The sequence below is a fragment of the Halocalculus aciditolerans genome, from assembly GCF_014647475.1.
In the GTDB taxonomy this organism is placed as follows: domain Archaea; phylum Halobacteriota; class Halobacteria; order Halobacteriales; family Halobacteriaceae; genus Halocalculus; species Halocalculus aciditolerans.
Genome location: NZ_BMPG01000003.1, coordinates 349,569 through 369,328 on the forward strand (window position 1 = coordinate 349,569; position 19,760 = coordinate 369,328).

A 19,760-nucleotide genomic window follows, 5' to 3' on the forward strand; every position below is an offset into this window, starting at 1 on the left:
CTCTTTCCCCTCCTCTTTGCCGCACTCCTCGGCGACGAAGTGTTCGCTGTCGTCAGTCTCGTTGTCCCAACGTACGGTAGTGGCCTCGCCTATTCGTCGTCGACGTCTCGGCGCACGACGCGTTCTGCGTCGCTGCGGTCGAGGACGTCACGGTCGTCGTGTTCGCGCCTGACGAAGACGTAGAGGAGGAGCGGGCCGATACCCGCGACGAAGAGCACGAAGAGGACGAACGCGGCGTCGATACCGGCCATCAGCCGAGGAAGACGTCCACGATGTCGCTCGACCCCGACGTCGTATCTCGGTAGAGTTCCGAATACCCGCAGTTCGTACAGGAGACGACTTTGAAGCTGTTCGTCTGGATGTCGAACATCTTCGAGAGGCCGCCGCCGGTCGTCGAGATCGTCCCGACGTCGGTTTCGCTGTGTCCGCATTTCGGGCAGCCGCGTTCGCCGGTCGTGGAGGCGTCTGGTTCGGGGACCATGGCCGTGACTTTTCGGCGAGCCGCCAAGAACTTTATCCATCGTTGACTGGTTCCCGAGGGTCAGGACTCCTCGACCGCCCAGTGCTTCGCGCGTTCGACGGCGTCGCCCCAGCGGTCGTATCTGGCGTCCCAGTCGCCGTCGACGCCGTCTTCGTCGGGGTCGAACGCGCGGTCGACGCGCCAGTTCGCGCGGAGCTCCTCGACGGACTCCCAGTAGCCGGTGGCGAGGCCGGCGGCGTAGGCCGCGCCGAGCGCCGTCGTCTCGTCCACTTCGGGTCGGACGATGCGCGAGCCGAGCACGCCCGCCTGCAGCCGGCAGAGGAAGTTGTTCTTCACCGCGCCGCCGTCGACGCGGAGTTCGTCGATGTCGACGCCGGCGTCGGCCTCCATCGCTTCGACGACGTCGCGCGTCTGGTAAGCGATGGCTTCGAGGGTCGCCCGAACGACGTGTTCGCGGCGCGTCCCGCGCGTCATTCCGACGATGGTGCCGCGGGCGCGCTGGTCCCAGTGTGGCGCGCCCAGCCCCGTGAACGCCGGGACGACGTAGACGCCGTCGGTCGAATCGACGGAGCGGGCGAGCGTCGCCGTCTCCCGCGCGTCCTCGATGAGGCCCACGTCCGCGAGCCACTCGATGGCCGCGCCCGTGACGAAGACGGAGCCCTCCAGGGCGTACTGGACGGGGTCGCCGGAGCGCTGGAACGCGACGGTCGTGAGGAGTCCGTGGTCGGACTCGACGGCCTCCGCGCCCGTGTTGAGGAGCATGAACGACCCCGTGCCGTAGGTGTTCTTGGCGTCGCCGGCGGCGAAGCACGTCTGCCCGAAGAGCGCCGCCTGCTGGTCGCCGAGCGCGCCCGCGACCGGCACGCGAGCGCCGAGGAAGCCGTCGGGGTCCGTGTGCCCGTAGTAGTCGGCGTCCGAGGACGGCCGGACCTCGGGGAGCATCGCCCCGGGGACGCGGAGCTCCGCGAGGAGGTCGTCGTCCCACTCCCCGGCATGAATGTCGTAGAGCATCGTCCGAGAGGCGTTCGTGACGTCCGTCACGTGCGCGCCGGTGAGGTTGTAGACGAGCCAGGAGTCCATCGTCCCGAAGAGCACGTCGCCGTCCTCGGCGCGGTCGCGGACGTCCTCCGGGCGCGTCCGCTGGAGTTTGATGGGGTCGGCGTTGTCGAGCAGCCACTCGACTTTCGTCCCGGAGAAGTAGGAATCGGGTTCGAGCCCGGTCGTCGCCCGGATGTAGTCGTGCCAGCCGTCGGCGTCGAGTTCCTCGACGCGCTCCGTCGTCCGGCGGTCCTGCCAGACGACCGCGTCGTAGACCGGCTCGCCCGTGTGGGCGTCCCAGAGCACCGTCGTCTCCCGCTGGTTCGTCACGCCGATGGCGTCGAGCGCCGCCGCGTCGAGGTCGGCGCTCGCGAGCGCGTCCACCATCACGCGCTGCGTGTTCTCCCAGATCTCCACGGGGTCGTGCTCCACCCACCCCGGCTCCGGGTAGGACTGCTCATGTGTTTCGTACGCGCTCGCCACCACGCGGCCGTCGTGGTCGAAGACCATGAAGCGCGTTCCCGTCGTCCCCTGGTCGATGGCCCCGACGTACGCGCTCATCCCCGCACCCCACGCCGTCCGCAGTTCTCCGCGCGACCACTCATACGCCCTACTCCGGCCACCGCCGGCATAAAACCGCCCGCGCGACACCCGTTCCGGTGCCGTGTGCGATACACCTAAGGAACTCCTCTCCGTCCCCTGATTCGATGGAATCGCGGACCGCGGTCGTGGTCGTCGGCGGCGGGGCGACCGGCGTCGGCATCGCGCGCGACCTCGCGATGCGCGGCGTCGACGTCACGCTCGTCGAGCAGGGGAACCTCACGCACGGGACGACCGGGCGGATGCACGGCCTCCTCCACTCGGGCGCGCGCTACGCCGTCGCCGACCGAGCGAGCGCCGAGGAGTGCATCGCCGAGAACCGCGTGCTGAGAGAAATCGCCGCGCACTGCGTCGAAGAAACCGGCGGGCTCTTCGTCCAGCGACCGGGCGACTCGGACGACTACTTCGCGGAGAAGCTCGCCGGCTGTCGCGACTGCGGGATCCCGGCGGACGTGCTCACGGGCGAGGAGGCGCGCGCGATGGAGCCGGCGCTCGCCGACGACGTGCAGCGCGCCATCCGCGTCCCCGACGGCGCGGTGGACCCGTTCCGGCTCTGCGTGGCGAACGCCCTCGACGCGGAGGCCCACGGCGCGCGCATCGAGACGCACGCCGAAGTGACGGACGTTCTCGTCGAGGACGGCGGGGTGGTCGGCGTCGAAGTCGAACACACCTCCGGTCCGGGGTCGCGGACGCACGGAGCGACGGAAGAGGACGAGGTGATTCGCGCCGAGCACGTGGTGAACGCGACGGGCGCGTGGGCGGGCGAAATCGGCGCGATGGCGGGCGTCGACGTCGACGTCCGGCCGTCGAAGGGCTGTATGGTCGTGATGAACTGCCGGCAGGTCGACACCGTCATCAACCACTGCCGACCGAAGGGCGACGCCGACATCGTCGTCCCGCACGAGACGACGGCGATCCTCGGAACGACAGACGAGGAGGTCGACGACCCCGAGGACTACCCCGAGGAGCAGTGGGAGGTGGAGCGGATGATCGACGACCTCGCGCGCCTCGTCCCCGTGCTCGCCGACTCGCGGACCGTCCGCTCCTTCTGGGGCGTCCGGCCGCTCTACGAACCGCCGGGAACGGGGACGAGCGACTCGACGGACATCACGCGGGACTACTTCCGCCTCGACCACGCCGACCGCGACAACCTGGAGGGGATGACGACGATCGTCGGCGGGAAGTTCACGACGTATCGGCTGATGGCGGAGGAGATCACGGATCACGTCTGCGGGCTCCTCGGCGTGGACGCGCCCTGTGAGACCGCGGAGACCCCGCTCCCGGGGAGCGAGCGGCCGGGCGACCTCGACGCCGCGATGGCGCGCTACGGCCTCCGGTCGCCGGTCGCCCGCCGCTCCGCGCAGCGACTCGGCTCCCGGACCAGCGAGGTGCTCGACACCGCGGACCCGAACCCCGTGCTCTGCGGCTGTGAGTCCGTGACGCGCGCCGAAGTCCGGGACGCCATCGATCGGGCCGGAACCGACCTGAACGCCGTCCGCATCCGAACGCGGGCGTCGATGGGGAACTGCCAGGGCGGTTTCTGCGCCCATCGCCTCGCGAACGAACTCCACCCCGACTATGGTTCAGAGGCGGCGAGCGCGGCGCTCGACGACCTCTACGCGGAGCGCTGGAAGGGCCAGCGCCACGCGCTCTGGGGCGACCAGCTCTCACAGGCGATGCTCACGCACGCCCTCCACGCCGCGACGATGAACCGCGACGGGCGTCTGGAGGGCGTCGAGTTCGACGCGTTCGACGCCGGCCGCGAGACGGCGACCGACGCCGCGAGCGCGAGCGGGGTGGAGTAGCGTGGTGCGTGACGACGTCGTGGTTGTCGGCGGCGGGCTCGCCGGGATGACGGCCGCGCTCGCCGCCGCGCGCGACGGAGCGAGCGTCCGCCTCCTCTCCCACACGGAGAACACGCTCCGGCAGGCGTCCGGGCTGATCGACGTCCTCGGCTACACGCCGGACGGCGTCGGCCCGCTCCCCGACCCCTTCGACGCGCTCTCCGCCCTCCCGGACGCCCACCCATACACTGCCGTGGGCGAGGGTGGGGTTCGAGACGCGCTCGCGCTCTTCGACGACGTCACCGGCGCGACCTACGAGGGCGGGCACACGGCTCGGAACGCGCTCGTCCCGACGTTCGGCGGGCGCGTGAAACCGACCGCGCGATACCCGGCGAGCACCGCCGCCGGTCTCGCCTCGCGGGAGGCTGACGCGCTCCTCGTTGGCTTCGAGTCGCTCCCGGACTTCGACGCGCCGCTCGCGGCCGACCGCCTCGCCGCCGCCGGCGTCCCCTTCGACGCCCGCGGCGTCACCGTCTCCTTCCCCGGCGACCTGCGAGCCGACGCCGCCGTCACGCGCTACGCGCGCGCCCTCGACGCCGACGAGGAGACCGACGACGCGCCCGCTCGCGCCGCCCTCGCCACCGCGGTCGCCGCGCACCTCGACGGCGAATCCCGCGTCGGCTTCCCCGCCATCCTCGGCGACGAGCACGCCGCCGACGTCCGCGCCACCCTCGAAGGCGTCCTCGCCGTCGACGTCTTCGAGATTCCCACCGCCCCGCCGAGCCTTCCCGGTCTCCGTCTGGAAGACACCTTCCACGACGCCCTCCGCGACGCCGGCGTCACCATCGAAACCGGGAACCCCGTCGTCGGCTTCGACGCCACCGACGACCGACTCACCGCGGTGCACGTGGACCACCTCGGCACGGAGCGCGCGTACGGCGCGGACGCCGTCGTCCTCGCGACCGGCGGCCTCATCGGGAAGGGCGTCGAGACGGACCGAGCGGGCGTGCGCGAACCCATCTTCGACTGCCACGTCCCCGCGCCCGACGACCGCTACGACTGGTTCCGCGACGACGCCTTCGGCGACCACCCCTTCGCCCGCTTCGGCGTCCGCACCGACGACGCCCTCCGCCCGCTCGACGAGACGGGAACAGTCGAGTTCGAGAACCTCTACGCCGCCGGCAGCGTGCTCGGCGGCTACGACTTCGCCGCCGAGAAATCCGGCAGCGGCGTCTCCCTCGCAACGGGCTACGCCGCCGGCCGGGGAGCCGCCAATGAGTGACGCAACCCCACCATCCGACTCGGTATCGCGCGCCGACGACCCCGCCGACGCGGACCTCCGCCCCGGCACGGACGACTGCTACAAATGCACGTCCTGCGATGCGTCGTGTCCGGTCGCGGAAGTCGACGACGACTTCCCCGGGCCGAAGTTCCAGGGGCCCGAGCAGTGGCGGCTGCAACGACAGGAGGACGCGGACATCGACCCCTCTATCTCGAAATGCTCGAACTGCATGCGGTGCGACTCCGCGTGCCCGTCGGGCGTGTCGCTCTCCCAGATGCACAACACGGCGCGCGCGAAGTACGTCGACGAATCTATGTCGAAGTGGAGTCTGGAGTACTGGCGGAACCGTGCGCTCGCGAACTACGGTCGCCTCGCCCCCGTCGCCTCCGCGATGCCGCGCCTCGCGAACGCCGCCGCCAACAACACCGTCCTCCGAGCGCTCGGCGAGAAACTCTTCGGCGTCACCGCCGAGCGCGAGCTCCCCGACTTCGCCCACGAGACCTTCCGCGAGTGGTGGGGGAAGCGGGGCGGGAACCGCGTGGAGAGCGAGGAGAAGCGCGTCGCGTACTTCCACGGGTGTTACGCGAACTACAACACGCCCGAGGTGGCGAAGGCGTTCGTCCGCGTCTTCGAGGCGTTCGGCTACGAGGTCGCGGTCCCCGAGCAGCGCTGTTCGGGGACGCCGATTTTCGCGAACGGGATGATGGACGACGCGGAGCGCGCCGCCGAACACAACGTTCGAACGCTCCGCGACCTCGTCGACGACGGCTACGACGTCGTCACGTCGTGTACGTCGTGCTCGATGTCGCTGCGACAGGAGTACCCCGAGCTCTTCGACTACGCCGGCACGGAGACCGTCGCCGCGAGCACCTCGGAGGCGCTCGAATACCTCCGCTTCGAAGCCGACCTCGACCGCCGGCTCGCCGACGCCGACGTCGACGAGTCCCTCGCCGCGGACCTTGAAGCGGAGTTCGGCGACCTCGCCTACCACGCGCCCTGCCACGCGAGAAACCAGGGGCTCGCCGGCCAGTCGGTCGAACTCCTCTCGACGCTCGACGGCGTCGACCCCCACGACGTCGGCGACTCCTGCTCCGGCATCTCCGGGACGTACGGCTGGAAGGCCGAGAACTACGAGACGAGCATGGAGATCGGCGCGGAGATGTTCGACCACATGGAACGCGTCGAGGGGGAGACGGGCATGACGGAGTGTCCGACCTGCGCGATGCAGATGGAACACGGCACCGGCTACGACGTCAAACACCCGCTCGAAGTCCTCGAAGCCGTCTTCGCCCCCGACGCCGCCTAACCGGGACTTCACAGCGAAGACTCCTCCTCCGAACAGACAGGCTCTACCTGACCGCCTGCACGAAACGCCACGAGTATTGCTGCAGTAGTGCAATATTCTTCACGAGTAAGTTTCCGAGGGATGGATTCGAAAATATTGGGGGTGGCCCGTAAATGCTGCTCATTAGACGTCTTACGCGGAAATCTCTCCGTGAACGCTGAGACGGTTACTGAATCAGCGTCGAACGGACTCGTCCGAGAAGAACCGCTATTAGAAGAACCCATCTACCAGGTACTGGAGCTATGACGCTCGTATATGGCACACACTCTGAACGAAGCCTGATGGTATGTGTGGCTCTGGTCAAACGTCAGGTCGTGGAAAACCCGAGCAATTTTGTCCATAGAGTGCAAGATTACTGCTTGGTAGTGCTCTGGACGCCTCTGTCCGCGTCCAGAGAGTTTACGAAAGTACTGATGTAAACCGCACGGGCGTCGTCGACGTCTCACCGACCGGAGTCCGAGTATACGCAACAATCTATATGGGGTTGTGGGGAGACGTGGGGAGTATGAGCGAGAGAGCGGGACCGACGGACCACGTATCGACGGTCGACACGGCGTTCGATATACTCGAACTGCTTCGGGAGATGAACGGGGCGACGCTGCGCGAACTCACTGACGAGGTCGACCTCGTTCGGAGCACCGTGCACCGACACCTCACCACGCTCCACGACCGCGGCTACGTGACCCGCAGCGACGGCGAGTACTCCCTCAGCCTCCGCTTCCTCGACGTCGGCCAGTGGACGCAGTCGCGCAAGGAGACGTACGTGCTCGCGAAGTCGAAAGTCGAAGAGCTCGCAGAGCGGACGAGCGAGCGCGCGCAGTTCGTCGTCGAGGAGAACGGCCGCGCGGTCTACGTCCACATGGAGGCCGGCGAGCACGCGGTGAAGACGAACATGCACGTCGGGAAGCACACGCCCGTCCACGCGAGCGCCGGCGGCCTCGCCATCCTCTCCCAGCTCGACCGGGAGCGCGTGGAGGAGATCATCGCGTCCCGCGGGCTCGAACGACTCACCCCACACACCTACACCGACCCCGACGACCTGTTCGACGCGCTCGAATCGATTCGCGAGCGCGGGTTCAGCATCAACGACCAGGGCCACATCGAGGGGCTCCGCGCCGTCGGCGTCCCCGTCAGCGGCCCCGACGGGAGCGTGGTCGGCGCGCTGAGCGTGTCCGGCCCGACGAACCGTATCCGCGGCGACCGGCTCGAAAACGACCTCCCGGACCTCCTCCTGGGCTCTTCGAACGAACTCGAACTCAACTCCGCCTACCGATAGCGTCCCGCATACTCGGACAGCTCTCCGGTCGAACGCTCTCGCTCCCGCCCGCTCCGCGACCGCGTCCGCGCACGTTCGTTTACCATCCGGTCAACACATGACAATCATTATGGTCCTGTTCGACGAACCAACGCGGTAGTGTCCACTGGAGACGACCGCATACTCGACGGTGTAACGGTTCTCGACCTCTCGACGTTCGTCACCGGCGGGTTCTGCTCCGCGATGCTCGCCAATCAGGGCGCGGACGTCGTCAAGGTCGAACGGCCCGGCGTCGGCGACGACAACCGCCACTCCGGCCCGCCGTTCATCCGGGGCGAGTCGCCCTACTTCTGGACGGTGAACTACGGGAAGCAGAGCCTCGAACTCGACTTGAAGAACCCGGCGGGGCGCGACGCCCTCTACGACCTCGTCGAGGAGACGGACGTCTTCATCCAGAACTACCGGCCGGGGACGGCCGACCGCCTCGACGTCGACTACGACTCCATCCGCGAGCACAACGAGGACATCGTCTACCTCGCCATCTCGGCGTTCGGGCAGACGGGGCCCTGGCGGGAGCGACCGGGATACGACCTCCTCATCCAGGGGATGAGCGGCATCATGGACGTGACCGGGGAGCGGGACGGCCGCCCGGTGAAGGTCGGCCTCCCGATGACCGACCTCATCACGGCGATGTGGGGGTCGTTCGGCGCGGTGAGCGCGCTCTACCGCCGCGAGCTGACCGGAGCGGGCGAGTACATCGACCTCGGGATGCTCGAATCCGCGCTGCCCTGGCTGACGAAGCAAGCCGGGAAGGTGTTCGCCGGCGAGGAGACGCAGCGGATGGGGACGAAAGACCCCGTGCTCGCGCCGTACCAGACGTTCGAGACGGCGGACAGCTACATCAACGTCGCCTGTCTGAACCAGAAGCTCTGGCGCGGTCTCTGTGAGGGCGTCGACCGCCCGGACCTCCTCGAAGACGAGCGCTTCGAGACGAACGCGGACCGCGTCGAACACATGGACGAACTCGAAGCGGAGCTCGAAGCCACACTCCGCGAGCGGACGACGGAGGAGTGGCTCGACGTGCTCGTCGAGGACGTCGGAATCCCCGCCGGGCCGGTGTTCGACGTGGCGGACGCGCTCGACAACCCGCAGGTCGAAGCGCGCGACGCCGTGACGGAAATCGAACACCCCGAGCTCGGCACGATACCGGTCATCGAGCACCCGCTGAAGTTCGAGAACGCGGACAGCGGGTTCGAGTCGCCGCCGCCCCTGCTCGGCGAGCACAACCGCGAGGTGTTCCGGGAGCACGGGTTCAGCGAGGAGGAGATCGACGACCTGGACGCCGCGGGCATCTTCGGCGGAGAATGACCGACGCGTACGTCGCGGGCGTCGGGATGCCGGCGTTCGAGAGCGAGGCGGCGGCGTCGACGCTGGAACTCGCCGTCGACGCGGCCGAGCGAGCGACAGCGGACGCCGGCGTCGCCCTCGGCGACGTCGACTCTGTCCACCTCGCGAACGTCCTCACGGAGGCGGTCGGGTCGCAGAGCGGCCTCGCGAACGCGTTCGTCTCCGCGGCGGGCGTCGAGGGCGTGCGCGCGGACCGTCTCGAGAACACGAGCGCGAGCGGGGCGAGCGCCGCTCACCGGGGCGTCGAAGCCGTCGAGAGCGGCCGGTCGAACGTCGCCTTAGTGCTCGGCGTCGAGAAGATGTCGGCCGCCGACACGGCGACCGTCACCGACGCCATCAGCACGCTCACGCACGACCGCGAGTACGCGCAGGGCGTGACGCTCCCGTCGTTCGGCGGGCTGGCCGCCGGCGCGTACCTCGACCGCTACGACGTCCCCCGGGAGGCCCTCGCGGACGTCGCCGTCAAGAACCACCGGAACGGCGCGGACAACCCCGTCGCCCAGTTCCGGAAGGAGATAACCGTCGCCGACGCGCTCGACTCGCCGCCGGTCGCGTCCCCGCTCCGGCTCTACGACTGCTGTCCGATGACGGACGGTGCGGCCGCGCTCGTCGTCGCCGCCGACGGCGACGTGCGCGTTAGTGGGATCGGGAGCGCGACGGGAACGCACGCCGTCGCCGACCGCCCGGACCCGCTCGAAATCGAGAGCGTCCGCGCCGCGAGCGACCGCGTCTTCGACGACGCCGGCCTGTCGCGGGACGACGTCGACGCCGCCTGCATCCACGACGCGTTCACGGTTCTCGAGTGGCTGGAACTCGAAGAAGCCGGCTTCTACGAGGCGGGCGCGGCGTGGGAGGCGACGGTCGACGGGGAGACCGCGCGCGACGGCGACTTCCCCGTGAACCCCGGCGGCGGACTGAAGGCCCGCGGCCACCCCCTCGGCGCGACCGGCATCTCACAGCTCGTCGAACTCACCTGGCAGCTCCGCGGCGACCTCGACGGCGAACGCCAGGTCGACGGCGCGGACACGGGGTTCGCCGTCAACGTCGCCGGGTTCGGGAACAACAGCGTCGCCACGATACTGGAAGCCGCGCCATGACCGACGGCGACCGGTCACTCCGTGCGGACGAGGCGTTCCGGTGTCTCGACTGCGACCGCCGCTGGTACTACGCGCGGGCGCGGTGTCCCGACTGCGCCGGCCGCGAGTTCGGGACGTACGCGCTCGACGAGGGGGTCGTGGTGGCGCGGACGACCGTCCACACGACGCCGCCGGACGTCCGAAGCCCGAACGCGCTCGGGTTCGTCCGGTTCGACGACGGCGTGCAGGTCGTCGCCCAGCTCTCCGACGACGCCGTCGGCGTCGGCGATACCGTCGCGTTCGCGGGGTCGACGCCGCTACGAGACGGCGACGCACCGCAGCCGCGGCTGGTCGCCGTCACCGAATAATCGCCGTGTTGTGCCGCTTTGCCGGTGTTCGTGTCCCGCCGCCCGTCGCTCTTTACCAACGGGTAAATTTTTAACCTCGTGGTCAAATGGTTCTGGTGGTCATGCCACGAACAATCATCCAGAATGGGACCGTTATCTCGCTCGACCCCGAGATCGGCGACCTCGAAGACGCCGACGTCCTCATCGAGGACGGCGAGATACTCGACGTCGGTCACGACCTCGACGCGAGCGGCGCGGAGGTCGTCGACGCGGAGAACCACATCGTCCTCCCGGGCTTCGTCGACTCGCACGTTCACATGGCGCAGACTCAGGTGCGTGGAATCGCCGGGGACTGGTCGCTCATGGGCGAGTACTTCGACCACATGCTCGGCAACATCACCGGGCTCTACCAGCCCGAGGACATGTACCTCGGCGGGCTCTTCGGCGCGCTGGAGAAACTCCACACGGGGACGACCACGGCGCTCGACTGGTCGTACCCGAACTCGCTCGAACACGCCGAGCGCGCCGTCGACGCGCTCCAGGACGCCGGCCTCCGCGCCGTCTACACCTACGGCCCGCCGGGCGACGACGCGGCGAAATGGTGGTACGAGAGCGACGTCGGCCTCCCCGAAGGCCTCATCCGCGACGTCTACGAGGGACAGATCGAGGGCGACGACCTGCTCAGCCTCGGTCTCGGCCTCCGCGGCCCGGACTTCTGCACGGACGAGACCGCGCGCGCCGACCTCGAACTGGCGCGCGACCTCGACGCCATCGCGAGCATCCACATGGGCGCGGCGCTCTGGACCTCCTCGACCTACAACGAGGAGTACCAGGGCTTCGGCGCGATATCCGACATGCTCGGCCCGGACGTGAACATCGCCCACGCGAACAACTTCTCACAGGAGGACATCCAGCACGCCGTCGACGAGGGCGTCTCCTTCTCCGCGACCCCCGAAGTCGAGATGCAGATGGGCCACGGCGTCCCCGTCACCGGGAAAGTGCTGGAGGCCGGCGGGCGCGTCGCCTGGGGCGTCGACGTCTGCTCGAACATCAGCAGCGACATGGGCAGCCAGATGCGGTTCGGCATGCAGACCCAGCGGATGCTGGACAACGAGAAGACCATGGAGGGCGGCGAGGAGGTCACTTCGCTCGACATCACGTGCCGCGACACGCTCAAGTCCGCGACCATCGAGGGCGCACGGGCGCTCGGGATGGCGGACGAGATCGGGACGCTCACGCCCGGGAAGCGCGCGGACGTCACGATGATTCGCACGGACGACTTCATGACCGCTCCCTCGCACGACCCCATCGAGACCATCGTCTTCCAGGCCGACGCCTCGCACATCGACCACGTGCTCGTCGACGGCGAGTTCGAGAAACGCGACGGCGAACTCCTGAACCCCCTCGTCGAGGACGAGTTCGACCGGTTCGTCGAATCCGGCGAACGCCTCGTCGAGGAGTCCGGTATCGACCGCTAACGACACTCAACACAGATGAAACTCGGACAATACACGACGGCGGACAGCGAAGGCGTATGGTGCGGCGTACGACGGGACGACGCGGTCATCGACCTCCCCGAGGCGGGCGAGGCGGCCGGCGTCGACATCCCCCGCCGAACGACGGACCTGCTCGCGAACTGGGAGTGGGAGCGGAAAGTCGACCTCGCGGTCGAATACGCGGCGGAGACGGGGGTCGGCGTCCGCGACGCGGACAGCGTCGAGCGCGCCGCGCCCGTCACCGACCCGGAGAAGGTCGTCTGCGTCGGCCTCAACTACCGCGATCACGCCGAAGAGGGCGGGAATCCGATTCCGGACACGCCCGTGCTCTTCTCGAAGTTCCCGACCGCGGTGACCGGCCCGGACAGCGCGGTCGAGTGGGACCCCGACCTGACGGAGAAGGTCGACTACGAGGCGGAACTCGTCGCCGTCATCGGCGAGGAAGCGCGCGAGGTGAGCCCCGAGGACGCGATGGACCACGTCGCCGGGTTCCTCGTCGGGAACGACGTCTCCGCGCGCGACCTCCAGCACGGCGACGGCCAGTGGGTGCGCGGGAAGAGCCTCGACACCTTCGCGCCCGTCGGCCCCGAACTCGTCACGACCGACGAGGTCGACGACCCGCACGCGCTCGACATCTGGGCCGAAGTCAACGGCGAGCGACTCCAGGACTCCAACACGGACCAGCTCATCTTCGGCGTCGACGAACTCGTCTCCTTCTGCAGTCAGGCGTTCACGCTCACGCCCGGTGACCTGCTCTTCACCGGCACGCCGCCCGGCGTCGGCGTCTACCGCGAACCGCCCGTCCTCCTCGAAGACGGCGACACAGTCACAATCGGCGTCGACGGGGTCGGCGAGCTGACGAACGAGTTCGCCTACCGCTAACCGGCGAGCGGCTTCCCAAGCCCTCGAACCTCCGGCTCTATCCGCTCAGGCGTCGAACCCGAAGACGTCCCGCGGGTTCTCGAAGACGACCGTGCGGATGTCGTCGACGCTGACGCCGAGCCGGTAGAGTTCGAGCATCGCGCGCTTCACCGCGAGCGGGTCGGTTCGGAGGACGTTCGCGCAGTCCGTGTCGATCATGATCCGCTCGGGGCCGTACGTCTCGACGGCGTCGGCGACGTCTTCGGGCGTGACGCCGACGAGCCAGGAGTGCCCGATAGTATAACTGAGGTAGCAGTCGGTCTCCTCCATGAGGTAGTCGGTGTTGTTCGGGTCCGCGTGGGAGGCGACGACGCGCTCCTCGGGGAGGCCGGCGTCCCGCGCCGCCTGCACGTCGACTTTCACCGCGTCCAGCGCCGGGTTCTCCCCCTCCATGACGGGCTCTTGGGCGAGGCTCCCGTTCTTCTCGTAGCCGGGCGTGCCGAGCTCCGGCCGGTAGTCCGGGAGGGCCTCGTTCGTGGTGTTCGGCGTGTGGAGGAGGACGGGGAGGTCGTGGTCGGCGGCGACCGCCATCTGGCCTTCGACGACGGCGCGCTGCTCGTCGAGGCTCCAGGCCTCGACCTGCTGGCCGGGCGTGACGCCGGTCTCCCCGATGGCGACGACCTCGTCGAGTGCGGCGTACTCGGTCATCGCGTCGAGGAGGTCGTCGGGGTTCGTGATACGGACGCCGGTGTGGATGCCGAGGCCGAGTTTCGCCTCGAAGAAGTGGTTGCGCTCGATGGCCGCGCGTCGGTTGATGGCGTCGTCCCAGAGGAAGCGGACGTCGTCGGCCTCCACGGGCTTGTACGGCGTCCAGTGGTAGCCGGACGCGACCATGAGCATCGACCGACAGCCGGTGAGCGCGTACTGCTCCCGGTCCGACCACGAGAGCGTGTGCGCGTGATTGTGCGGGTCGACCCACGGGAGGTTGAGGAGTTCGGTCGGGTAGTCGACGTCGTCGTCGAGGTACGTCGCGTCGGTCGGCCGGCGCGTCGGATACGAATCCATCTGTCACTGCGACCTATCCGCCCCGCCCACTTAGCGTTTTACAGCGTGGTAAACACTTATGGAGGACGACGGGTACGTTCCCTGTATGCCACTGTTGATCGGGACAGACGACGGTCTCTTCCGCGTGAACGACATCCCGTTCGAGCGCGGCGACGCCGAGCGGGTGCTCGACTGCGGCGTCGTCACCGGCGTCGAAACCTACGACCACACGGACGGCGTCTACGTCGCCTCCGAGACCGGCGCGTTCTACTCGCCCGACGGCGTCGAGTGGACGGACCTCGGCGTCCCGCTCGGCGACCGCTTCTGGCACGCCGGTCAGAGCGAAGTCTGGTCGGTCCTCGCCGCCACCGACGGCGTCCTCTACGCCGGCACGAACGACCCCTACGTCTACCGCTCCGTCGACCACGGCGACACGTGGACGGAGCTCAAGGGCTTTCGCGACCTCCCCTCCCGCGGCCACTGGGAGTCCCCCATCGACCCGCACTACGCCCGCCTCCGCACGCTCGAACACGTCCCGGGACGCCCCGAACGGCTCGTCGCCGGCGTCGAAGCCGGCGGCGTCCACCTCAGCGACGACGGCGGCCAGACCTGGCGAGACCGCCGCGACACCATCGTCGACGACGTCCACCAAGTCCTCCCCATCTCCGAGGACGTCTGGCTCGCCGCGACCGGCTACCTCGACCACAACCTGGAGAACCTCGGCCTCGGCCACGCCGTCGGCGAAGGCGGTCTCTGGCGCACGACCGACGCCGGCGACTCGTGGAACCGCGTCGACGCCGGGAACGACTTCTCCTACATCCGGTGCGTCTTCGTCCACGACGGCACCGTCTTCTTCGGCGGCGGCGAGGAAGCCCCGCCAGCGTGGGTGAACGACAGCCACGACGCCGCGCTCTTCGAATCCACGAACTTCGGCCGGGACTTCGACCGCGTCACCTACCCCGGCGAGCCCCACGAGGTCGTGGAGACGTGGACCGTCCACGACGGCGACGTCGTCTGCGGCTCCGGCCTCTTCGACGTCCCCGACCCCCGAGACGACGTCGAAGGCCGCCTCATGCGCCGCACCGACGACGGCGCATACGAGACCGTCGGTCGCCTCGCCGCGAACGTCAGCCGCATCGCCTCCATCGACTGACCCCTCATTCACGATGACACACTCCAACGCTCCCGGCCGGAAGCCGTCGTTCCTCGGTCGCCTCCTCTACAGCGGCGTCCTCGCCTACATGGCCATCGACGGGTTCCGCCACAACGACCACCGCGTCGACGTCGCCCGACAGAAAGACGTCCCGCTCCCCGACCTCCTCGTCCCCGCCGCCACCGGCATGCTCCTCGTCGCCAACATCGGCATCCTCTGCTGGCGCTACCCCCGCGCCGCCGCCGGCGCGCTCGCCGTCTTCTTCCTCACCACCACTCCCGCCATCCACGACTTCTGGAACATCGACGACGACGCCGACCGGCAGGCCAACAAGACCAACTTCCTCAAGAACGGCGCGCTCCTCGGCGGCGCGCTCCTCCTCCTCGCCGACGCCTCGCGAGACGCCGCCGACGAACACGACCAACCGACCGACTAGCACCGCCCTCCAGACGAACCACTGCACCGTTCAGTCACACTCCTGACGGAAATCCAGTCAGGGGAAATATATTTACTAACGCACGGACAGAGGCGTCGACAGCACAGAGCCGTCACGTCCACCGTACCGGAAGAGTGCATAGATGACGCAATATCGGACGGCGGCGGCTTCGTCCGATAATCGGAGCCGAAGGCGCACTCCGGGCCGTTTCAGCGCGTTTAAGTCGACATCTGAACGACGAGTGGTACGGGATGATGAGAGCGCGGCAGTGAGGGAGAAACCGAGGATTTCGTCCTTGTGATCCCGTCGAGCGCCGCGGTAATGGTACACGCCCTGAACGAAAGGGTCTTGTTAAGTAAGAGCAATGTTTCGAGTCCTCTTCTGCCGTCTCTCCCCGCTATCCGACACTACGCGGTTCGACGTTGGATGACTCGTGGCAGGCTGAATCGGTATTTCTACCCGCTTTCTCTAGGTGTCTCCTTCCGACTGACCGACATGGGGATGAGCCGAGGGCGGTTCGCTGGTCGCCGCCGGCGTCGCCGACGCTTCCGCGGGACCGCCGAACGCACCGATTCTCGGGGGTGGGGGCGTGACGCATTACGGCACGGCGCGGTGCCCCACATCGGTGATCTCCCTGTTTCGCGCGGCGACGACTCCCTGTATCGCGCTATGGGTCGGACGTGGAACCGCCTGCCGGGGACGATGGGCCGCGAGCAGCTCCGGCGCGCCTGCGAGAACTCGTCGTTCTCCCGAGCGACCGGAGGGTCGTCGTCGCGCGGGCCGTTCGGCACGCTCGAACGAAGTGTCGCGACGCGGTAGTGGTGTTACAGCCATATCCCTGTAAACTGACGCGCGGGCGAGGCGGGTTGGGAGAGGCGAACGTTCTTGTGAGGCGCGGGTGAGTGTCGGATATGGAACGACCGTTCGAAGGGGCGTCGCCGACCGTGGCGGAGTCCGCGTTCGTGTCGGCGCAGAGCGCGCTCATCGGGGACGTTACCGTGGGAGAGTCGGCGAGTATCTGGCCGTTCGTCTGCTGTCGCGGGGACGACGGCGCGGTCGTCGTCGGCGACGAGACGAACGTCCAGGAGTTCACAATGCTGCACGGCGCGGGGCTCGGGGACGGCGTCACCGTCGGGCACGGCGCGGTGGTGGATTACGCGAGCGTCGGTGACGACACGCTCGTCGGGATGCAGAGCGCGGTGTTGAAGGGCGCGACGGTGGGAGAGAACTGCGTCGTCGCCGCGAACGCCGTCGTCCTCCAGGACCAGACGGTCCCGGATGGGCACCTCGCGTACGGGACGCCGGCGGAGACGAAGCCGCTCACTGAGGACCAGCTAGAGCAGATTTCGGCGACGCGCGACCACTACGTCGAACTCGCGACGCGCCACCGAGACGCCGTCGCGGCGGACTCCGAGTAGGGAATCCCGTCACCCGCATCCGTTCGCGAACGTCAAACGAATGGTTGGTTCCGCGGGGTCGGCTTCTCGGCGGTCCTCTCGACCCGATGATTGGCGGGCGTCTCGGCGAATCGCTCGCGCTGCCAGTCTTCGGGAGGTCGCTCGTTCGGGAGGGCCAAACACTTATGGTGGGCGAGGGACAGAGTCGCGTATGCCCGAATCGGACGCACCACGAACCATCGAGTCGGTCGAGAACGCGCTGGGGGTCCTCGACGAACTCGAAGCGCGCGAGACCGTCGGCGTCTCCGAGCTCGCAGAGGCACTCGACCGCTCGAAGGGGACCGTGCACACGCATCTCGCGACGCTCGCGAAACACGGCTACGTCGTGAACGACGACGGCCGCTACCGCCTCAGCCTCCGCTACCTCGGCCTCGCGGAAGCCGCGAAATCCCACGTCGGGAGCTACGACGCCGTGACGCGCGAACTCGACGACCTCGCGGCGACGCACGGCGAGCGCGCGCAGTTCGCCGTCGAAGAAGGCGGGAAAGCCGTCTACGTCTACCGAGCCACGGGGAGCGACGCCGTCAACCCCTCGGCCGACATCGGCCGCTACGAGCACCTCCACTCCATCGGCCTCGGCAAAGCCATCCTCTCTGTTCTCCCCGAAGCACGCGTCGACGCTATCGTCGCCGAACACGGCCTCCCCGAGCGGACTGCCGAGACCGTCACCTCCCGCGAGGCGCTCGCCGAGGAACTCGACCGCGTGCGCGAGCGAGGGTACGCCGTCGACGACGAAGAGCGCGTGCACGGCATCCGCTGCGTCGCGATGCCGCTCGTCACGGGGGAGTCGGAGCCGGTCGGCGCGATGAGCGTCTCCGGGCCCGCGAGCCGGATGACCGACGACCGCATCCAGTCCGAGATACTCCCCGACCTCCGGCAGGCCGTCAACGTCGTGGAAGTCAACGCCGAACTCGGCTAGCCGTTCGCGACCGTCAAACAGCCGGGCGGCCGATTCGAGACCGCAGAGTGGCGGAACGTATTTCAACTCGCCCTCCCGACGGTGGTCGTAATGCGCGTGAACGAAGCAGTCGTCGACCGGTTAGTCGGCAACGACATCGACACGGTGTTCGGCATCCCGGGGAAGCAGTCGCTCCCGCTGAACGAAGCCATCGGCTCGCGAGCGGACATCGACTTCGTCGTCGCCCGCCACGAGACCGCGGTGAGCCACCAGGCGTGGGCGTACGCCGAAACCGGGGGCGGGATGGCGGCGACCGTCGTCATCCCCGGCCCCGGCGACATGAACGCGATGAACGGCCTGAAGAACGCGCTCAACGACTGCACGCCGCTCCTCCACGTCGCCATCGAGACGGACCCCGACCTCCGCGGCGGCGACGGCATCCACGAGACGCCGCCCGACACCTACGACAACGTCGTGAAGGAGAACATCGTCGTGCAGAACCCCGAATCGACGCTCGCGGAGCTCGACCGCGCCGTCGACATCGCACAGACCGCGCCGAACGGTCCCGTCAGGCTCGGCATCCCGAAGAACTTCCTCAAGATGGACGTCCCGCTCGCCGAACGCGGCGACGCGCCCGAGCGCCCCGTGCTCGAACCCGACGCCGCGTCCGTCGACGCCGCCGTCGGCGCGCTCGCTGACGCCGCCGACCCCGTCATCCTCGCGGGCGGCGGCGTGCGGAGCGCGAACGCCAGCGACGCGCTGCTCGCCGTCGCCGAACGCCTCGACGCTCCCGTCGTCACGACCTACAAGGGAAAAGGCGTGATTCCGGGCGACCACGAGCTCTACGCGGGCACGCTCTCCGGGAGCGCCAGCCCCGACCTCCTCGCCCTCCTCGCGGACGCCGACGCCCTCCTCGGCGTCGCCACGGACTTCGACGCCGTCGCCACCCGCGGACACTCGGTCGACCTCCCCGACGCCCTCGTCCACGTCACTCTCGACGAAGGCGACCTCGGACAGGCCTACGAACCCACGGTGGGCATCGTCGCCGACGCCGACCGCACGCTGCGCGCCCTCGACGACGGCCTCGCCGCCGTCACGCTCGCTTCCGCCGGTGGCCGCGAGCGCGCACAGGCCGCCCGCGACGCCTTCGCCGAGCAAGTATCGGACCTCCGCGCGCAGACCGACCCGATGACGTCCGTCGCCGCGCTCGCCACCGTCCGCGACGCCCTCCCCCGCGAGACCGTCGTCTCCGTCGACGCCGGCGGCTTCCGCGTCTGGGCGCTCAACACCTTCGACGCCTACGGCCCGCGCTCCTACGTCAACCCGGGCTCTTGGGCCACCATGGGCACGGGCGTCCCCGGCGCGATCGGCGCGGCGCTCGCCAACCCCGACGACCCCGTCGTCGCCCTCACCGGCGACGGCGGCCTCATGATGTGCGTCCACGAACTCCACACCGCCGTCAGCGAGGACATCCCCATCACCGTCGTCGTCTTCAACAACGACGACTACGCCATCATCAGCGAGGAAGCCGGCCGCAGCTACGACCTCTCTCCCGGCGAATACTCCTGGCAGGACACCCACCTCGACTTTACCACCATCGCCGCCGGCATGGGCATGACCGCCGTCCGCGCGACGAGCCCGGACGAACTCGAAGACGCACTCGACACCGGCCTCGCCGCCGACGAACCCGTGCTCATCGAGGTCCCCACCGACCCCGAGGAGCCGCAGGCGGGCGAGTATATGGGTAACGTGGGTCGGAGCGAGGACGCGTAGCGTCCGAGCGAGACCCACGAAAACGCG

18 protein-coding genes are annotated in these 19,760 nt (G+C 68.8%); 14 read left to right on the forward strand and 4 right to left on the reverse strand.

Annotation, left to right across the window (positions count from 1 at the left end; all coding sequences use genetic code 11):
• Window positions 1–89 precede the first annotated feature (89 nt).
• From IEY26_RS12710 to glpK, 3 genes are read right to left on the reverse strand one after another with little or no spacing between them, the layout of a single operon-like run.
• On the reverse strand, window positions 90–251 hold the full coding sequence (locus IEY26_RS12710; RefSeq protein ID WP_188979499.1) for a hypothetical protein: 162 nt from the start codon (window positions 249–251) through the stop codon (window positions 90–92).
• On the reverse strand, window positions 251–481 hold the full coding sequence (locus IEY26_RS12715) for a zinc ribbon domain-containing protein (RefSeq protein ID WP_188979501.1): 231 nt from the start codon (window positions 479–481) through the stop codon (window positions 251–253). The genes IEY26_RS12710 and IEY26_RS12715 overlap by 1 nt, the downstream gene beginning before the upstream one ends.
• A gap of 60 nt (window positions 482–541) precedes the next feature.
• The gene (gene glpK / locus IEY26_RS12720) at window positions 542–2,080 is read right to left on the reverse strand and encodes a glycerol kinase GlpK (RefSeq protein WP_188979503.1); all 1,539 of its coding nucleotides are present in this window, start codon (window positions 2,078–2,080) and stop codon (window positions 542–544) included.
• Window positions 2,081–2,226: 146 nt separating this feature from the next.
• On the opposite strand from glpK, the gene glpA reads away from it, so the two are divergent.
• The 9 genes from glpA (at window position 2,227) to IEY26_RS12765 (ending at window position 12,993) form a co-directional block, all read left to right on the forward strand.
• On the forward strand, window positions 2,227–3,924 hold the full coding sequence (glpA, locus tag IEY26_RS12725; protein WP_188979505.1) for an anaerobic glycerol-3-phosphate dehydrogenase subunit GlpA: 1,698 nt from the start codon (window positions 2,227–2,229) through the stop codon (window positions 3,922–3,924).
• Between the two features lie 46 nt (window positions 3,925–3,970).
• A complete protein-coding gene (gene glpB / locus IEY26_RS12730) occupies window positions 3,971–5,185 on the forward strand; it encodes a glycerol-3-phosphate dehydrogenase subunit GlpB (RefSeq protein WP_188979859.1) in 1,215 nt (404 codons plus the stop codon).
• The gene (locus IEY26_RS12735) at window positions 5,178–6,491 is read left to right on the forward strand and encodes an anaerobic glycerol-3-phosphate dehydrogenase subunit C (RefSeq protein ID WP_188979507.1); all 1,314 of its coding nucleotides are present in this window, start codon (window positions 5,178–5,180) and stop codon (window positions 6,489–6,491) included. The genes glpB and IEY26_RS12735 overlap by 8 nt, the downstream gene beginning before the upstream one ends.
• Window positions 6,492–7,035: 544 nt before the next feature.
• The gene (locus IEY26_RS12740) at window positions 7,036–7,806 is read left to right on the forward strand and encodes an IclR family transcriptional regulator (protein WP_188979509.1); all 771 of its coding nucleotides are present in this window, start codon (window positions 7,036–7,038) and stop codon (window positions 7,804–7,806) included.
• A 138-nt stretch (window positions 7,807–7,944) separates the two neighbouring features.
• Window positions 7,945–9,153 carry a CaiB/BaiF CoA transferase family protein gene (locus IEY26_RS12745; RefSeq protein WP_188979511.1) on the forward strand — a complete coding sequence of 403 codons (1,209 nt, stop codon included), beginning with the start codon at window positions 7,945–7,947 and terminating at the stop codon, window positions 9,151–9,153.
• Window positions 9,150–10,289 (forward strand): thiolase C-terminal domain-containing protein, encoded by a 1,140-nt coding sequence (locus tag IEY26_RS12750; RefSeq protein WP_188979513.1) that lies wholly within the window; start codon window positions 9,150–9,152, stop codon window positions 10,287–10,289. Before IEY26_RS12745 ends, IEY26_RS12750 begins: the two co-directional genes overlap by 4 nt.
• Complete coding sequence (locus IEY26_RS12755; RefSeq protein WP_188979522.1) at window positions 10,286–10,636, forward strand: Zn-ribbon domain-containing OB-fold protein; 351 nt, start codon at window positions 10,286–10,288, stop codon at window positions 10,634–10,636. The genes IEY26_RS12750 and IEY26_RS12755 overlap by 4 nt, the downstream gene beginning before the upstream one ends.
• A 101-nt stretch (window positions 10,637–10,737) precedes the next feature.
• Complete coding sequence (locus tag IEY26_RS12760; RefSeq protein WP_188979529.1) at window positions 10,738–12,093, forward strand: amidohydrolase family protein; 1,356 nt, start codon at window positions 10,738–10,740, stop codon at window positions 12,091–12,093.
• Between the two features lie 15 nt (window positions 12,094–12,108).
• Window positions 12,109–12,993, forward strand: coding sequence for a fumarylacetoacetate hydrolase family protein (locus IEY26_RS12765; protein ID WP_188979531.1), 885 nt, complete (start codon window positions 12,109–12,111; stop codon window positions 12,991–12,993).
• A gap of 45 nt (window positions 12,994–13,038) precedes the next feature.
• Here IEY26_RS12765 and IEY26_RS12770 read toward each other — a convergent pair whose 3' ends face one another.
• Entirely contained in the window at window positions 13,039–14,037 is a 999-nt protein-coding gene (locus IEY26_RS12770) for a TatD family hydrolase (protein ID WP_188979533.1), read from the reverse strand.
• Between the two features lie 85 nt (window positions 14,038–14,122).
• Between IEY26_RS12770 and IEY26_RS12775 the strand changes: the two genes are divergently transcribed.
• From IEY26_RS12775 to IEY26_RS12795, 5 genes are all read left to right on the forward strand, one after another.
• Window positions 14,123–15,169: a WD40/YVTN/BNR-like repeat-containing protein gene (locus IEY26_RS12775; protein ID WP_188979535.1), complete on the forward strand. Its 1,047-nt coding sequence runs from the start codon at window positions 14,123–14,125 to the stop codon at window positions 15,167–15,169.
• A gap of 13 nt (window positions 15,170–15,182) precedes the next feature.
• Window positions 15,183–15,605, forward strand: coding sequence for a DoxX family protein (locus tag IEY26_RS12780; RefSeq protein ID WP_188979537.1), 423 nt, complete (start codon window positions 15,183–15,185; stop codon window positions 15,603–15,605).
• 911 nt (window positions 15,606–16,516) lie between these two features.
• On the forward strand, window positions 16,517–17,023 hold the full coding sequence (locus tag IEY26_RS12785; protein ID WP_188979539.1) for a gamma carbonic anhydrase family protein: 507 nt from the start codon (window positions 16,517–16,519) through the stop codon (window positions 17,021–17,023).
• 190 nt (window positions 17,024–17,213) lie between these two features.
• The gene (locus IEY26_RS12790) at window positions 17,214–17,981 is read left to right on the forward strand and encodes an IclR family transcriptional regulator (RefSeq protein ID WP_188979541.1); all 768 of its coding nucleotides are present in this window, start codon (window positions 17,214–17,216) and stop codon (window positions 17,979–17,981) included.
• Window positions 17,982–18,071: 90 nt separating this feature from the next.
• Window positions 18,072–19,733, forward strand: a complete 1,662-nt coding sequence (locus tag IEY26_RS12795) for a thiamine pyrophosphate-binding protein (protein WP_188979543.1) — start codon at window positions 18,072–18,074, stop codon at window positions 19,731–19,733.
• Window positions 19,734–19,760: the final 27 nt, after the last annotated feature.

What these genes read in the sequence shown, in the direction of transcription:
- glpB (WP_188979859.1), top strand. Translation starts at nt 3,971, where the DNA reads ATGACGGCCGCGCTCGCCGCCGCGCGCGACGGAGCGAGCGTCCGCCTC.
- IEY26_RS12755 (WP_188979522.1), top strand. Translation starts at nt 10,286, where the DNA reads ATGACCGACGGCGACCGGTCACTCCGTGCGGACGAGGCGTTCCGGTGT.
- IEY26_RS12775 (WP_188979535.1), top strand. Translation starts at nt 14,123, where the DNA reads ATGCCACTGTTGATCGGGACAGACGACGGTCTCTTCCGCGTGAACGAC.
- IEY26_RS12760 (WP_188979529.1), top strand. Translation starts at nt 10,738, where the DNA reads ATGCCACGAACAATCATCCAGAATGGGACCGTTATCTCGCTCGACCCC.
- glpA (WP_188979505.1), top strand. Translation starts at nt 2,227, where the DNA reads ATGGAATCGCGGACCGCGGTCGTGGTCGTCGGCGGCGGGGCGACCGGC.
- IEY26_RS12750 (WP_188979513.1), top strand. Translation starts at nt 9,150, where the DNA reads ATGACCGACGCGTACGTCGCGGGCGTCGGGATGCCGGCGTTCGAGAGC.
- IEY26_RS12770 (WP_188979533.1), bottom strand. Translation starts at nt 14,037, where the DNA reads ATGGATTCGTATCCGACGCGCCGGCCGACCGACGCGACGTACCTCGAC.
- glpK (WP_188979503.1), bottom strand. Translation starts at nt 2,080, where the DNA reads ATGAGCGCGTACGTCGGGGCCATCGACCAGGGGACGACGGGAACGCGC.
- IEY26_RS12785 (WP_188979539.1), top strand. Translation starts at nt 16,517, where the DNA reads ATGGAACGACCGTTCGAAGGGGCGTCGCCGACCGTGGCGGAGTCCGCG.
- IEY26_RS12795 (WP_188979543.1), top strand. Translation starts at nt 18,072, where the DNA reads ATGCGCGTGAACGAAGCAGTCGTCGACCGGTTAGTCGGCAACGACATC.
- IEY26_RS12765 (WP_188979531.1), top strand. Translation starts at nt 12,109, where the DNA reads ATGAAACTCGGACAATACACGACGGCGGACAGCGAAGGCGTATGGTGC.
- IEY26_RS12740 (WP_188979509.1), top strand. Translation starts at nt 7,036, where the DNA reads ATGAGCGAGAGAGCGGGACCGACGGACCACGTATCGACGGTCGACACG.
- IEY26_RS12780 (WP_188979537.1), top strand. Translation starts at nt 15,183, where the DNA reads ATGACACACTCCAACGCTCCCGGCCGGAAGCCGTCGTTCCTCGGTCGC.
- IEY26_RS12710 (WP_188979499.1), bottom strand. Translation starts at nt 251, where the DNA reads ATGGCCGGTATCGACGCCGCGTTCGTCCTCTTCGTGCTCTTCGTCGCG.
- IEY26_RS12715 (WP_188979501.1), bottom strand. Translation starts at nt 481, where the DNA reads ATGGTCCCCGAACCAGACGCCTCCACGACCGGCGAACGCGGCTGCCCG.
- IEY26_RS12735 (WP_188979507.1), top strand. Translation starts at nt 5,178, where the DNA reads ATGAGTGACGCAACCCCACCATCCGACTCGGTATCGCGCGCCGACGAC.
- IEY26_RS12790 (WP_188979541.1), top strand. Translation starts at nt 17,214, where the DNA reads ATGCCCGAATCGGACGCACCACGAACCATCGAGTCGGTCGAGAACGCG.